This window comes from Shewanella goraebulensis (genome assembly GCF_030252245.1).
Lineage (GTDB): Bacteria > Pseudomonadota > Gammaproteobacteria > Enterobacterales > Shewanellaceae > Shewanella > Shewanella goraebulensis.
On record NZ_CP126972.1, the window covers coordinates 606639 to 621014 of the forward strand.

At 40.8% G+C, this 14376-nt stretch carries 13 protein-coding genes; 11 read left to right on the forward strand and 2 right to left on the reverse strand.

Annotated elements, in window-relative coordinates:
- Window positions 1-461: 461 nt before the first annotated feature.
- From QPX86_RS02530 to QPX86_RS02580, 11 genes are all read left to right on the forward strand, one after another.
- Window positions 462-2486, forward strand: a complete 2025-nt coding sequence (locus QPX86_RS02530; protein ID WP_220752066.1) for a multiheme c-type cytochrome — start codon at window positions 462-464, stop codon at window positions 2484-2486.
- A gap of 85 nt (window positions 2487-2571) precedes the next feature.
- Window positions 2572-3003: a rhodanese-like domain-containing protein gene (locus QPX86_RS02535; RefSeq protein WP_220752068.1), complete on the forward strand. Its 432-nt coding sequence runs from the start codon at window positions 2572-2574 to the stop codon at window positions 3001-3003.
- A 73-nt stretch (window positions 3004-3076) separates the two neighbouring features.
- Window positions 3077-3850: an FKBP-type peptidyl-prolyl cis-trans isomerase gene (locus QPX86_RS02540; protein ID WP_220752070.1), complete on the forward strand. Its 774-nt coding sequence runs from the start codon at window positions 3077-3079 to the stop codon at window positions 3848-3850.
- Between the two features lie 86 nt (window positions 3851-3936).
- Window positions 3937-4668: a nitrite reductase gene (locus QPX86_RS02545; RefSeq protein ID WP_285164035.1), complete on the forward strand. Its 732-nt coding sequence runs from the start codon at window positions 3937-3939 to the stop codon at window positions 4666-4668.
- A 75-nt stretch (window positions 4669-4743) separates the two neighbouring features.
- Window positions 4744-5451, forward strand: coding sequence for a 4Fe-4S dicluster domain-containing protein (locus QPX86_RS02550; RefSeq protein WP_220752075.1), 708 nt, complete (start codon window positions 4744-4746; stop codon window positions 5449-5451).
- 1 nt (window position 5452) lies between these two features.
- Window positions 5453-6400: an NrfD/PsrC family molybdoenzyme membrane anchor subunit gene (gene nrfD, locus QPX86_RS02555; protein ID WP_220752077.1), complete on the forward strand. Its 948-nt coding sequence runs from the start codon at window positions 5453-5455 to the stop codon at window positions 6398-6400.
- Between the two features lie 105 nt (window positions 6401-6505).
- Complete coding sequence (locus QPX86_RS02560) at window positions 6506-7009, forward strand: nitrous oxide reductase accessory protein NosL (RefSeq protein ID WP_220752079.1); 504 nt, start codon at window positions 6506-6508, stop codon at window positions 7007-7009.
- Window positions 7010-7105: 96 nt separating this feature from the next.
- Window positions 7106-8473, forward strand: a complete 1368-nt coding sequence (gene nosD, locus QPX86_RS02565) for a nitrous oxide reductase family maturation protein NosD (RefSeq protein ID WP_285164037.1) — start codon at window positions 7106-7108, stop codon at window positions 8471-8473.
- Window positions 8474-8479: 6 nt separating this feature from the next.
- Window positions 8480-9382: an ABC transporter ATP-binding protein gene (locus QPX86_RS02570; protein ID WP_285164038.1), complete on the forward strand. Its 903-nt coding sequence runs from the start codon at window positions 8480-8482 to the stop codon at window positions 9380-9382.
- A gap of 9 nt (window positions 9383-9391) precedes the next feature.
- The gene (locus tag QPX86_RS02575) at window positions 9392-10213 is read left to right on the forward strand and encodes an ABC transporter permease (protein ID WP_285164039.1); all 822 of its coding nucleotides are present in this window, start codon (window positions 9392-9394) and stop codon (window positions 10211-10213) included.
- A 240-nt stretch (window positions 10214-10453) separates the two neighbouring features.
- Window positions 10454-11743 carry a winged helix-turn-helix domain-containing protein gene (locus QPX86_RS02580; RefSeq protein ID WP_220752085.1) on the forward strand — a complete coding sequence of 430 codons (1290 nt, stop codon included), beginning with the start codon at window positions 10454-10456 and terminating at the stop codon, window positions 11741-11743.
- Between the two features lie 125 nt (window positions 11744-11868).
- Here QPX86_RS02580 and fre read toward each other — a convergent pair whose 3' ends face one another.
- Window positions 11869-12567, reverse strand: a complete 699-nt coding sequence (gene fre, locus QPX86_RS02585; RefSeq protein ID WP_220752086.1) for an NAD(P)H-flavin reductase — start codon at window positions 12565-12567, stop codon at window positions 11869-11871.
- 86 nt (window positions 12568-12653) lie between these two features.
- The gene (gene ubiD / locus QPX86_RS02590; protein WP_285164042.1) at window positions 12654-14135 is read right to left on the reverse strand and encodes a 4-hydroxy-3-polyprenylbenzoate decarboxylase; all 1482 of its coding nucleotides are present in this window, start codon (window positions 14133-14135) and stop codon (window positions 12654-12656) included.
- Window positions 14136-14376: the final 241 nt, after the last annotated feature.

A 14376-nucleotide genomic window follows, 5' to 3' on the forward strand; every position in this document is an offset into this window, starting at 1 on the left:
TTTATTTTTAACTTGTTCAATATTTATTTTAACAAGTCTAATCCAATATTAATTAATGTTAGTCTTCTTGTTGTTTGCTTAATATTTGTCTTTAAATAAAAGCTAAGGTGGAGGTTATCTTTCTTGTATGAATTTTTCTGTGAGGTTGATCTTATTAATTTTGCTGATTTTAATGTTGAATTGTTTTTATTTTATAAAATTTGAATTTATTATTTTTTATAGATAAAAAAATCGCCTTTTTATATAAAAAATTAAATAAAAATTGAAATAAGTTACTGTTTAAAAAGGTTAATGTTGGTTTTATTTTTTGTTAGCTCTAAGGCGTTTTATGCTGTGATCTAGCTCAATAATTTCCATGTTTTTATCCTTAAACTAGGTCTTGCTCAAATTAATTATATCGTTCGCTGAACTGCCAGGTTCGACGGCAAAAATATAAAGTAATGATGATTAGGAGTGGGACAATGAAACAGGCTAAATACAAGATAGCTGCACTGAGTGTGCTAGTTTGTCTTGGCATTGTTGGCAATGCGAATGCCGCTGGTAAATATGATAGCGTACCAGCGATGGGGAAGACGGCTCAAAAAGTTATTGCTAATTCAAATGGCGATGAAGAATCTAAAGGTGTTAAAACGCTTCAAGATTATATTGTTCAAGAAAAAGAACTTTTTGATTATTTATTCCAAAACCACCCTTTATTTAAATATCACGAAGAAGGTAACTTAGTGGGTGATTACCACATCAGTGACCGTGGTGAAGAATATTTAGATACCGGTAATAGCCAAAAATACAGTAAACGTGTTGGACGCCCAAGCGCGGTTCAATATCGTCTTGGTGCGAAATCAATTCTTGATTATCCAAACAAGTTTGTCGGACCTGAAAAATGTGGTGAGTGTCACGCGGTGCAATATGAAGCTTGGAGCCGCTCTCGTCACGCTAAAACTATTCGTTTCCCTGGGGAGCACGAAGAAGTTGATAACGATTTAAACAAAACCATGTACAACACTAAAGATACTTCTATCTTAGCGGATGGTATTACCCCTGATGCGATTTATGCAACTGTTGGTACGCCTCGTACAAAATATGGTTTCATTGATGCGTGGATGGTACGTGGTACATATCATATCCGCGATGGTTTACTAAAAGATGGCACTGGTAAAATGGTTGCTGGTGGTAACCAATTCTCTCGTGGTTGGGCTGAGTGGTTAACCCCTGAAATGGCAGCCAAAATCAATGCTGTTATCCCAGATTTTCCTGCAACAAATGAAGGTAAAGCATTTGGTTTAAGTGGTTCTCACCAAGTGGGCATGAGCTCATACGGCGCGAAATACGAAAAAGAAATGTTGTTCCAACCAGCTAGTTCTTACTGTGAAGTTTGTCATAGCTTTAAGTTTGACTTCCAGAGCAAAGATGAATACTTAGCTGCACTGGGCGATCCTGAAAAACTACGTGAACATACCATTTCTAAAGGTATTGCCTGTGAAGAGTGTCATGGCGCAGGTGGTCACTTAGACGGTGGTAATGGCGGCGGAATGCCATCTAACTGTGAACGTTGTCACCAACGTTTCAACTATGTTGATGAGTTAGCTGAAGCTGAAGAAGGCGAAGGCAAACTAGAGTATGCATTTAACGTGAAAATGAAGTCTGCATGTCCTTCTTGTGGTACCGAAGGTTCACAAATGTTTGCTTCTAAGCATTACGAAAAAGGCATGCGTTGTGCTACTTGTCATGATCCACATGAAGTAACAAGCAACGATTGGAAGTCTGGTTATACCAAACCGAAAATGAAGAAAGAGTGTACAGACTGTCATGCTGCGCAAGCAGAAATCGCAGCAAACACTAAAACACATAGCGACCAAAGCTGTTCAAGCTGTCATATGCCTAACATGGGTAGCTGTGAAAACTTCACCGCGATGCAGTTCCCTGACCAAGCTGGTTTCGATGCTGTTCGTAAGTCACACATGTGGAAAATCGAAGTAGACCCAACTCAGAAAACACTGAACCCACCAGAAGGTGAGCCACGTGAAGCAACAACGAAAGGTTGGACTGTTGCTAAGAACGCTGATGGAAACAACTACTTAGACTTAATGTGGTCATGTGCTCGTACTGCTATCTCTGACGACAACGTTGTTAACGGTAAAGGTTGTCACAGTCAGTTCCAATCTGAACTTGACCCAAGCCTACACTACGAAGATCAACAAGAGATCTACGGTGAAGTCATGAAGTTCCAGAAACCTATCAAAGAAACCTACGCTCAAGTAGTAGGTGCACTTGAAGCTATCGACCAACTACTAGAAGTGACTAAGTTATCTGTTGAAGATAAATCACAAGTTCTTCTGTTAGCAGATAAAGCACAAGATGCAGTGACCTTACTTGAAAAAGACGGTTCTTGGGGTGTCCATGGTGCGCGTTATACCCATAAACGTATTGATGCAGCATTAACTTACGTGACACAAGCTCAAGCCATTCTTAATGGTAAAAAAATGTAAAGCCCTGATGGCTACTGGCATTTGCTAGTGGCCATTTTTTAATAGCTCGGCATCAGCCGGTGCCGAGATATTTAGAGAGAAGAACATGAAAAAACTACTTAGCAAAATTTTGATTTCAGTATCGTTGTTTGTCGCAGTCCAAGCGCAAGTATTTGCGGGAGCGGGTGGAGACTTAATTCCTGTGCAAATAAATGACATTCAGCTAAATCCGATTTCAATGCGCGAAGCTGAGTCGTTAGTTGGCAATGAAGATGTTTATTTTTTTGATGTAAACACAATGGAATTATGGGCCGAAGGTTATATCCCTGGTGCTGTGTATTTCAATGTGAAGAACTGGAAAGAGTTACTTCCAAAAAATAAGGATGCCGTGATGGTTTTCTACTGTGCAAATACCTTGTGCACCTCAAGTGCGATGGCTGCACGAGAGACTGTAAAACTAGGTTACACAGGTGTTAGGCATATGGCCGATGGAATTTACGGCTGGCGTTTGTCTGGCAGACCAACTGAACAACCATAACGATTTTATTACTGATTTAAAGCCTGAAGATGCGTCGTCTGCAGGTAACCCTTTTTAGAAGAGAGAGTGGCAAATGAAACTATTAAAGAAAACTACCATAGCCGTTGCAACGTGCATGTCATTGGTCTTATCTGCTGGCAGTTTTGCTACAGAGAACTTTGACAATGATGTTGAAAAACAGTCTTACAGCATGGGTGCTTCTATTGGTAACTACCTATCAAGTCAAATTTATAGCCAGTCAGAGTTAGGTGCTCAAATCGAAGTGCAACAAGTCATTAATGGTGTCATTGATGCACTTAAGAATGAGCAAAAAATGTCAGATGAAGAAGTACTGACGTACCTCAATGAACGCAGTGAATTGCTGAATTTATTAAGCACTCAAAAAATGGAAAAAATTGCCCTTGAGAGTAAAAAAGCCAGTGAGGCTTATCTTGCTAAAAACAAGGATAAAGATGGTGTGACTACCACAGATAGTGGGCTTCAATACGAAGTTATTACTATGGGTGAAGGTGTAAAACCTAACGCTGAAGATGTGGTGACCGTGAAATACAAAGGTACCTTAGTGGATGGGACTGTTTTTGATGAAACTACAGATCCTGTTCGTTTTGCATTGCTTACCGCCATTTCTGGCTGGGAAGAAGGTTTGCGTTTAATGCCTGAAGGCTCAACGTTCCGTTTCACTATTCCATCAGATTTAGCTTATGGCGAAGATGGTGCGGGTGAGATCCCAGGTGACACAGCACTTATTTTTGAAGTCGAATTGGTCAAGTCTGAAAAGCCAAGTGAAAACGCTAAAGGCATGGGGCTTAGCGGTATGGGAATGGATGGCATGATGGGTGCTCACTAGTACCTGAAACATTATTCATCATTGAGTGTTATCGCGATGAGTTTATTGATAGCGCTTAAAACAACTTTAAGAAGGAAGAGACACTTATGAATATTCTGGCCTTAGGTATCGCAGTATGCCTGAGTATATTTATCGGACTCTTCTGGATTCATCACTGTACATATAACCGTAATTTGAGCAGTGCAGTGATGAAAACAACCAATACAGTAGCTGAAACTGGTATGGCAATGCGTCCTCTTGAGCCTGATGAATTCAAGAATACGGAGTCTTACCAATATCCATTATGGATGTCAGTCGCTGTATTGATCTTTTCGTTATCTATATATGCCAGTGGAGGACATTTCCAAGGTTGGAATGAAGGTCAAGTAGATGAATCGGTAGATTACTTGATCGCAGCAAAAATTACTAAAGGCCGCGATCAAGTGGTTCAGCAACCACAAAATGAAATGGCATTAATGTCGCTAGCGCAGGCTTACGCAGAAGGAGGCTTATATGCTGACTCTGTGAACACGTTAGCTGAGCTAATTGAATTAGTTGGCGCTGATGCCGAGTTATTAGGCATGCAAGTTACATCAATGTACTACCGCGATGGTCGCAGGTTTTTACCTGAAACCCAGACGGTCATTGATACCGCGTTGAATTTGCAACGTGATGAGCTTAATACCCGAATGATACTGGCAACGGATGCTTACTTAAACGGTAAATATGCAACTGCGATAGATCATTGGCGCATTCTACTAACCAATCAAACACAACCTTTTAATAGACAATCTATTAATAATGCAATTATGAAAGCAGAATTTAAATTGGATGAGTGAGTCGTTAATTCGTCATTTGAATTTGCAGCGAACCAAAAGAAACCAGTCAGCTAATGCTGAACTAGGGAGGATGTTGTGAGTGAAAATATAGAAAGACGGAGGTTTCTAAAAGGCATGGGAGCAGCGTCTTTAATATTGGGCCCTATGGGGTGTACCTCTGTTGAAGATGATAGTAAAAATGCCAACAAACCTCATTACGTCATGGTGTTTGATCAAAATAAATGTGTCGGTTGTGGTGAGTGTAAAGAGGCATGTAATGTCGCGAATAACTTACCTGACGGCAAATCTAAATTGTTGATGGAGCATCAGTCGGGTGGTGTTGAAGGACTAGCTTGTCCGCATTGTGGTAAAGAGAAATGTAACTGCGAACGTAAGTTCGTGCGCGTTTCTTGTCAGCAATGTAAAAACGCCCCATGTGTCAGCGTATGCCCAACGGGTGCGGCACATAAAGATCCAGAAACAGGGATCGTTACCATGGATGCGAGTAAGTGTGCGGGTTGTAAATACTGTATTGGCGCTTGTCCATACAACGCACGTTTTATCAATGAAGAAACTGATGTAGCTGATAACTGTGATTTCTGTTTAAACACTAAGTTAGCAAAAGGTGAGTTACCAGCATGCGTACAACAGTGTAAATATGATGCATTGATCTTTGGCGATGCCAATGATCCAACGTCATACGTTAATAAGTTATTAGCGGTAAAAGACTCTGTTCGCATGAAGCCGCAGTTTGGTACTGAGCCAAGCCTTCGTTACATTCCAGTTGTTAAGTTGGGGGTATAAGATGGACGGTTCAATGGAATTTACCATGGGCTTATCTGAAGGGGTTGCTTGGCCTTGGCCAATTGCTGTTTACCTTTTCTTAGCCGGTATTTCGGGTGGTTCTTTAGTGGTGGCGTTAGCTATTCGCTTTTTTAAAGGGCAAACCGCAAATACTCCGCTTTACAAAGCGGCGAGTTTAATCTCATTCGTGACGATTGCTTTGGGGATGTTATGTCTAGTATTAGATTTAACTAATCCATTGTTTTTCTGGCGTATTCTTGTGTTTTACAACTTCACATCAGTGATGTCTGTTGGGGTTATTGCACTGTGTGTGTATATCCCGCTAACCGCTGTACTGTGTTTGTATGCATTTGAAGATGAAATCAAATCGATTCCGGCGTTAAGCATCTTGTTGCCAATCATTAATATGCTAAAACCTGTTCGCAAACCTTGCGAAGTGACAGCATTAATTTTAGCAGCGGCTGTATGTGCTTATACCGGTTTCTTGATATCTGCGTTAATCCGCTTCCCGTTAATTAATACAGCAGTATTACCTGCTTTATTTATTGCATCGGGTGTATCTGCGGGGGCTGCAGCGTCAAAAATGTTGTCAGTATTCTTGTTCAAAGAAGATATGCACAGCAGTGAACTTAAAATCCTTCATGGGGCTGAATGGCCAATCATGATTGCGGAAATTTTGTTTATTTGCATGATTGCTATGTCACTTGCGACAGGTAATGCAGGCGCACAATCAGCGTTTGAAGCATTTACATCTGGCGTGTGGGCAAATCTATTCTGGATTGGTGTTGTAGGTGTTGGGTTCTTAGGCCCTATCTTACTTAACTTCGCCACAGGTAAAACCTTTAGTCATTCAGCTAAAGCTTTTTACTTATCAGGTGTTTGCGCCATTAGCGGCATGATGTGTTTACGTTTGTTTATCCTGTACGCAGGACAAACCTACGCGATTTAATGTTTGCCAGAATCACCCTTAAGCCACATGACTTCCCTTAGTTATTTTTAAGGGTGATTCTTTTTAAAGCTAACGTTTTATTCTGTGTTTTAGTTGGAAGTTGAAATGAAAAAAATACTATCGATATTGTTATTCGCGCCATTGTTATTTGCTTGTAGTCCTGAAAATGTAGTGGCCGAGATTGATAGTCACGCCCATGGTATACATGAACATGATCGCTGTCATATGTGTGGCATGATGATCACTAAATATCCAGGTCCTAAAGGTCAATTACAGTTAGGAAATTTAGAGAATAACCCATCTTTTTGCTCAACAAGAGATATGTTTAGTTTCTTGCTTCAGCCAGAAAATACACGCCAAGTTAACCAAGTCTGGGTGCATGATATGGCGGCTACCTCTTGGGAAAACCCTCAAGATGAGCACTTCATTGATGGTAAGACCGCAACCTATGTTTACGGTACCAGTCGTCAAGCTGTTATGGGCCCAGCCGTAGCATCATTTAGCACAGTAGAAGCTGCTGAAAAGTTTGCTAATGAATATGGTGGCGCAGTTTTAGAATTTGATGACATCACCATTGAGTTATTGGGCGAAGGTATGGACCACAACTAAAATATTGAGAATATGGATATACGCTCAAATTATTAGTTTTATCGTCACAGTTTTTTGAAAGTTAGCGTTATAGTTTGTTCGAAAGTGAGAAATGAGATGAAAAAATTTGTTCTTCATTCTTGGCTAATGATGGGCGTTGCCTTAACGCCTTTTGCCTTTGCTGAGCAAATTTATACACATGATGGCACACAGCTTCAGTATCTGATTGATCAGGCCAAGCCCCGCGATACCTTAGTACTCGATAATCTGGTTTATCAGGGCAATGTCGTCATCAATAAACCCCTAACATTAATCGGTCAGACTGATACTGTCATAGATGCTCAAGGCATTGGCAGTGCCATTACAGTTGCCAGCAGTCATGTCAATATTAAACAACTCTCGATTGTCAATTGGGGCGCAGATCAGTATGAATTAAACGCTGGTGTCTTACTTAATGACGGCGTGACTCAAGTGTCTATATTGGATAATAACTTAACAGGTAATGGTTTTGGTGTGAGGGCTGATAACTCTCATCACATTGAAATATCTCAAAACCGCATCCAAGGGAATCCACAAATGTTTGTGCTAGATAGGGGCGATGGCATCTATTTAAAACGCGTGGATCATGCCGTTATCAATGGCAATGTGATTAAAGATGTAAGAGATGGCGTTTATCTAGAGTCAGGTAAACATAGTTTAGTTACCAATAATCAATTTTCTAAGCAGCAATACGGTATTCATTACATGTATACCGAAGATGATGAAGCCTTTAATAATGCAGCCACAAAAGTCGATGGTGGTTACGCATTAATGAACGCTAAGCGGATCAATCTGCATCATAATCAAGTTATTGGTGCAGCGACATTTGGTGTGTTGCTAAACATGACCAATGACTCAGACGTACATGCTAATCAAGTGAATAATATCGTTAATGCAACACCTAAAATGCCAACGGGCGATGAAGGTAAAAGCATGTTCATTTATGGCGCCCGTGATAACCGTGTTTATGACAATGAATTTGCCAATAGCGAAATCGGTATTTACATGGCGATGGGTGGCGAAGGTAATCAAATATACCGTAACCAGTTTATTAATAACCAAGCTCAGGTGAAGTACGTCGGCGATACGATTGTTGAATGGAGTCATAAAGAACAAGGGAATTATTGGAGCGGTTTTATCGGCTGGGATCAGTCAGGTGATGGGATTAGCGAGCAAGCTTATCAGCCAAGCGATCATTTAGATCGTTTGTATTGGTTATATCCTGAAGCGCACTTTTTATTGAAAAGTCCGGTGGCTTCGTTACTGCGCTGGACTCAGCAGCAATTTCAAATAATGCCAGAGGCAGGTGTGATGGACAGTTATCCAATGATGAGTCCAATTGCAAATTCCAATATTGGTTATGCCGCTGAATTAGCAGATAACCCACCTGCTAATTCAAACATAGTTTCTACAACTCAGTCTTCTGAGCAATCGTTAAGCAAGTAGGTTTTTATGCCAAGCAATTCAGTTATTCAGGTCCAGAACCTCATTAAACAGTACGGTGAATATACTGCCGTCGACGATATTAGTTTACAGGTGCATGCGGGGGAAACGTTAGCATTACTGGGCCATAACGGTGCAGGTAAGTCTAGCCTGATAAAAATGCTGTTAGGCATAGTTAAACCAACATCAGGTCATATTACCATGATGGGGAAAACGGTGACGCACGAAAAAGATCGCCGTCAGATCAATCTAGGTTACCTGCCTGAAAATATCAGTTTATATGAAAAGTTAACTGGCAAAGAAGTGCTCAATTATTTTGCCGCGTTAAAGCGAATTGATAAATCTAAAGTGCTGCAAGTGCTCGAAGAATTCGGCCTTGGGCACGCACAAGATAAACCGGTTAAAAGCTACTCAAAAGGGATGAAGCAGCGTTTAGGTTTTGCCCAAGCAATATTGTCATCTCCTGACATTTTATTGCTCGATGAACCTACTGTGGGGCTTGATCCTCAGGCTTCATTATTTATGTATCAAAAGATTGATGAATTAAAACGCCAAGGGTGCGCCATTGTAGTGTGTACTCATGAGTTGGCCGTGGTTGAAGATAATATTGATCGTGCTTTTATCATGGCTGATGGCAAGGAGTTAGCCTCTGGGTGTTTAGAGACGTTGCGCCAATCAACCGACTTAAAAGTGTTGTTTAAAGGAGAGGAAATTAATCAAGCTATAGTCGCGGATGAGTTTTTAAATACATTGGCTGTGAATAATCAATTATTGATTCATCAAGTAGATAAACCAAGAGTCATGAAGTATCTCACGCAGCATTGTGGCGTTTATAACTTCTCTATTGAAGAACCTGGCTTAAGTGATATTTACCATCACTGCATGAATAACCGTCAGCAAAACGCTGCTTAAGGTATTGTGATGTTTACACCTATTTTGACCATCGCCAATAAAGAAATTAAGGACAACTTTCGAAATCGTTGGGTTGTGTTTATTGGTTTGATCCTCACTAGTTTAGCGCTATTAATTACCTTTTCCGGCTCAGTTGTTAGCGGACAGTTAGTCATCCCCGAGCTACCCATGCTAATGGCAAGTTTAACCTCGGTTGGGGTATTTATTTTACCTTTAACAGCGATATTGCTTAGCTATGACAGTTTTATCGGCGAAGAAGAGTCTGGCACTTTACTGTTGTTATTGTCTTATCCATTGAGTCGTAATCAGATTTTACTTGGTAAGTTGGTTGGGCATATTGCAGTGCTGACATGCACTATCGTGTTCTCTTTTGGCTTAACTGCGGTGCTTATTCATTTGTTTACTGGTACGTCGGCTTTATTACTATTGTCGATATTTAGTCACTTAATTGTCAGTAGCATTTTACTGAGCATGTGTTTTGTTTTAATCGGCTATGTCGTGAGTTTACAAGTGGTCGAGAAAGCTAAAGCGATTGCGATTTTATTATTTATTTGGGTTGCCGTGGTGTTGGTTTACGACCTTATTTTGTTGACCTTAATGGTGGCAGAATCCGCTGGTATCTCTAATGAATTACTTCAAGTGCTTATTTTACTTAATCCAAGCGACATTTTTCGTGGGGTTATGTTGGTGGCGGCGCCGCAATTAAATAATGCTGATAGCATAGCAGCGCTCATTCAATGGCCATTATCAAGCCTTTATGGGGCACTAATCGCTTGGGTTGGCGCTATGATGTTATTTTCTATGTGGCTTTTTCAGCGTAAGCGCTTATAGCGCTTGTCGGTATTAAAGGATAGGGAGTCTGTGATTGTTTTCATTTATTCCGCGATTTTAGCCTAATAGCGGAGATAAATATTCCGTTGTTATCTAGGTCACAATCAAACTATCTAAGTAACTGTATTGTATGATTTAAAATATACTAAGACTGAGTTGGTAATCACATATTTTTTGGACTAATTGTATTATGATCGCTCAGTGTAACATTCGTTCATAGTACAATTTTAGGTGCAGACAGTGCTAAAAATAACTTCATATCTAACACTTGATACTTCGGCCAAGCAACTGGTTAATCATCTTAGTGATGAGAAAATCCCACTGACTTTTTCTGAAAATGCTGTACTGATCAAACTGTTGGATGATAGCGAAGAAATTTGGACCAAAGAGCAATTACTTGCAGAAGGTTGGCCAGATAGAGTTGTCGCGCCTACATCATTAACCCAATGCATTAGTACATTACGCCGTAAGCTAGAACCTTTCTCAGAAATTCATTTAAAAGCCGTTGCAAGACGCGGTTACCAGTTGCACATTAATGAGCGTAGCCATGTAAAAATGGTATCGTTGACAGACAGTCACACTATACGTGCAGCATTTTTAGATGTCAGCGTAATGGTAAAAATTGCTGGAGCGCTGATTGCTATTGGGTTACTTATCTTGGCTTGGTATCAGTGCGAATATCATAAGGTGTTAAAGCAAACTTCCCTTTGGAAAAGTGATAAGCAAGTTGAGCTGAACATTGGTGGTGTAAAAGAAAGTGCTATTTTGCTGTATAAAAACGATACAGATCAACTGCATGAATCAAAATGGCAAAAGCATCTTGCGCCTGAAAGTAATATTGTGACTGGCTTGAAAGGTTTCAGTGCTTTTGCGTTAACTAATGGCAGTAATTACTCTTTTGCGTCATGCCCTGGTTACTCGCTAGATGATTGTGATGGTAAAGGCATTATAAACATTAACTCACTATCACCAGAGCCTGCTGGTTTAAACATGCAGCAGTTTGTGCCACTCAGTAAAACCATGGAAGATCGCATTCGCTATAACAGAGTCCTTATTCCACAAACAAGTTTAGATAATAGCGATGGCAATATTACCGAGCATCACTATCACGCCGATGTATATTTCCCTATTGCGGGGGAAAAACTGATCCGCGGCGATTTCAGTATTTCATTAGTCTACGAAGGAGATAAAAGTGGCCAAATCTATACCACCACCTGTATTACTGATGAAGACTGCATTACAACACCCATTAAATTGAAAACTCGCGGTAGATTTAATCAGTATCAGCAGCAAATTGGTGAGTACGATGTTGATGTGTTTTATACCAAAATTGAGCAGAAAGAGTTTATAAAGCCAGATTTTGTTACGCCGTCAGCCATGCGCTTTTATCGTGAAATACGCCGAGTCGATATACAAGAGACGGAAATGGTGTTTTTTAGAGTCCATCAAACTGATAATACTGCGGTATGGATCTTCCCATTCATGGACGGACTAGTAGCTTGGTCTAAGTATGAGAAAGTGAATTTTTAGAGATCAATTGATGATTGTATAACAGCAAAAATAATTAAATAAACAACAAAAAGCCGACTGTAAAAGTCGGCTTTTTAGTGTTTTACGCTTGCATGTATTTGCTTAAAGTAAGTATTAGCTAATCGTTATTTGATAAATGCGAATGCATCACCAAATAAGTGTGCTTCATCTACACCCATTTCACGGAATACTTCACGCGCTGCACCGACCATATCAAAGCGGCCTGCAATGTAGATGTCATAACCCACTAAGCTGATATAGTCTTGCTTAATCTGCTCAAGTAGATTGGCTTGTTTGCCATTCCAGTCTGCTGGTGCTTCTTCAACAACGGGAATAAATTCAAGCCAGTTGTTATCGGCGTGCCATTGACGTGCAATGGCTTGATAGTACATAGCATCTTCAGTACGGCAACCCCAATAAAATTGGGTTGGAGTTGTTTGACCTAAAGCAATTTGTTGCTCAATGATACTTTTGATGTAAGAAAATCCTGTACCGCCTGCCACCATGATACGCGGACGTTTGCTGTCTGAACGTAAAAAAGCATTACCAGCCGGCGCTTCAATATCAATGAACTCTTGTGTTGTTAAACGCTCAACCACTTGCATTGGGTAGCTTTCAGATACTGCGGCGCCAATATGTAGCTCAAGCAGTTCAGCATTTGGAGCCGATGCTATTGAGAAAGGACGTTTGTCTTTCTCTCCCATCACGATCGATAAATATTGCCCAGCTTGAAACTCAAAAGTCACTTCAGGCTTAAGAAATACCTGAAAAACAGCGTCATTAAACGCGGTGACTTTTTCTACTTTACAGCGAATGGTGTTCATCTAACGTCCTTTGTGACCCTTTCTTTGAAGGGTAATTTCTTTTTATATGTGGGTTCTAGGTCAAGCTAGTGTGATATAGATCACCATTATAGCGTTGGAGTGTCATCAATACCTAATTCTTCCCAAATATGATCAATCTTTTCTTTCACTTTAGGGTCCATCACTATTGGTGTACCCCATTCTCTGTCAGTTTCACCAGGCCACTTATTGGTAGCATCTAAGCCCATTTTTGAACCTAAGCCTGCCACAGGTGAGGCAAAGTCTAAATAATCAATGGGGGTATTATCCACCATGACAGTGTCACGAGTCGGATCCATACGGGTGGTTATGGCCCAAATAACATCTTGCCAATCGCGGCAATTGACATCTTCATCGACAATGATGATGAACTTGGTATACATAAACTGGCGTAAGAACGACCACGCTCCCATCATCACGCGTTTAGCATGACCTGCGTATTGCTTACGAATTGAAATTACAGCCATACGGTACGAACAGCCTTCAGGCGGCAGGTAAAAGTCGATTATTTCAGGGTATTGCTTACGTAGAATAGGCACAAAGACTTCGTTAAGTGCAACACCTAGCATGGCTGGCTCATCAGGTGGACGGCCAGTGTAGGTGCTGTGATATATGGCATCTTTACGCTGTGTCATGTGGGTAACGGTAAACACAGGGAACTTGTCTGTCTCGTTATAGTAACCAGTATGGTCACCATAAGGGCCTTCTTCTGCCATTTCTTCTGAGTCTATATAACCTTCTAAAATGATTTCGCTGGTGGCCGGAACTTCTAAATCACAGCTTAATGCTTTGCACACTTCAGTGCGTTCGCCGCGCAGTAGCCCTGCAAATGCGTACTCGCTCATAGAATCAGGAACAGGAGTGACCGCGCCTAAAATAGTGACTGGATCAGCGCCCAAAGCCACAACAACAGGGTAGCGTTCACCTGGATGCTTCTCTTTAAAATCTTTAAAGTCTAATGCGCCGCCGCGGTGGTCAAGCCAGCGCATAATCAGCTTATTTTTACCCAGCAATTGCTGGCGATAAATGCCTAGGTTTTGACGTTTCTGGCGAGGACCTTTAGTGATGGTCAGTCCCCAAGTCACTAATGGTGCCACATCGCCAGGCCAGCAATGCTGGACAGGTAATTGGGTTAAATCAACATCATCACCGGTTATAACCACTTCCTGACAAGGTGGGTTACGCACGGTTTTAGGTGGCATATTCAAGGCTTGCTTGAATTTAGGGATTTTTGCGATAGCGTCTTTAAAACCACTTGGAGGCTCTGGCTCTTTAAGGAAGGCAAGCAATTCACCGACTTCACGCAGCGCTAATGGATCTTCTTTGCCCAGTGCCATAGCGACACGTTTAGGAGTACCAAATAGATTAACTAACACTGGCATGCTGTTATCTGTTGGGTTTTCAAAAAGTAGAGCTGGACCACCTGAGCGCAATACGCGATCGGCAATTTCAGTCATTTCCAGATTGGGATCAACAGGGTAACTAATACGTTTAAGTTCACCGTTAGTTTCGAGGTGATCGATGAAGCTACGTAAATCCTTAAAACTCATGGCTTATTCACTCGTTTATTAATAGCGCTTTGAGGCGCACTATAGCATTTTTATAATATTGGGTTAAGCCAAGATTATTGGTTAAGCGCCTTTTTAAGGTAAACTGAAATGAATCAAGTTTGTTCATTGTTTTAGTCTTATTCTTTGGAGTATGGCTCAGGCATTACAAGGCTAATTAACTAGAATTCAGGTTAGTTAGGGACTTTAGCTTTATAGGTAAAGATACAGCCAAGGAGCGATT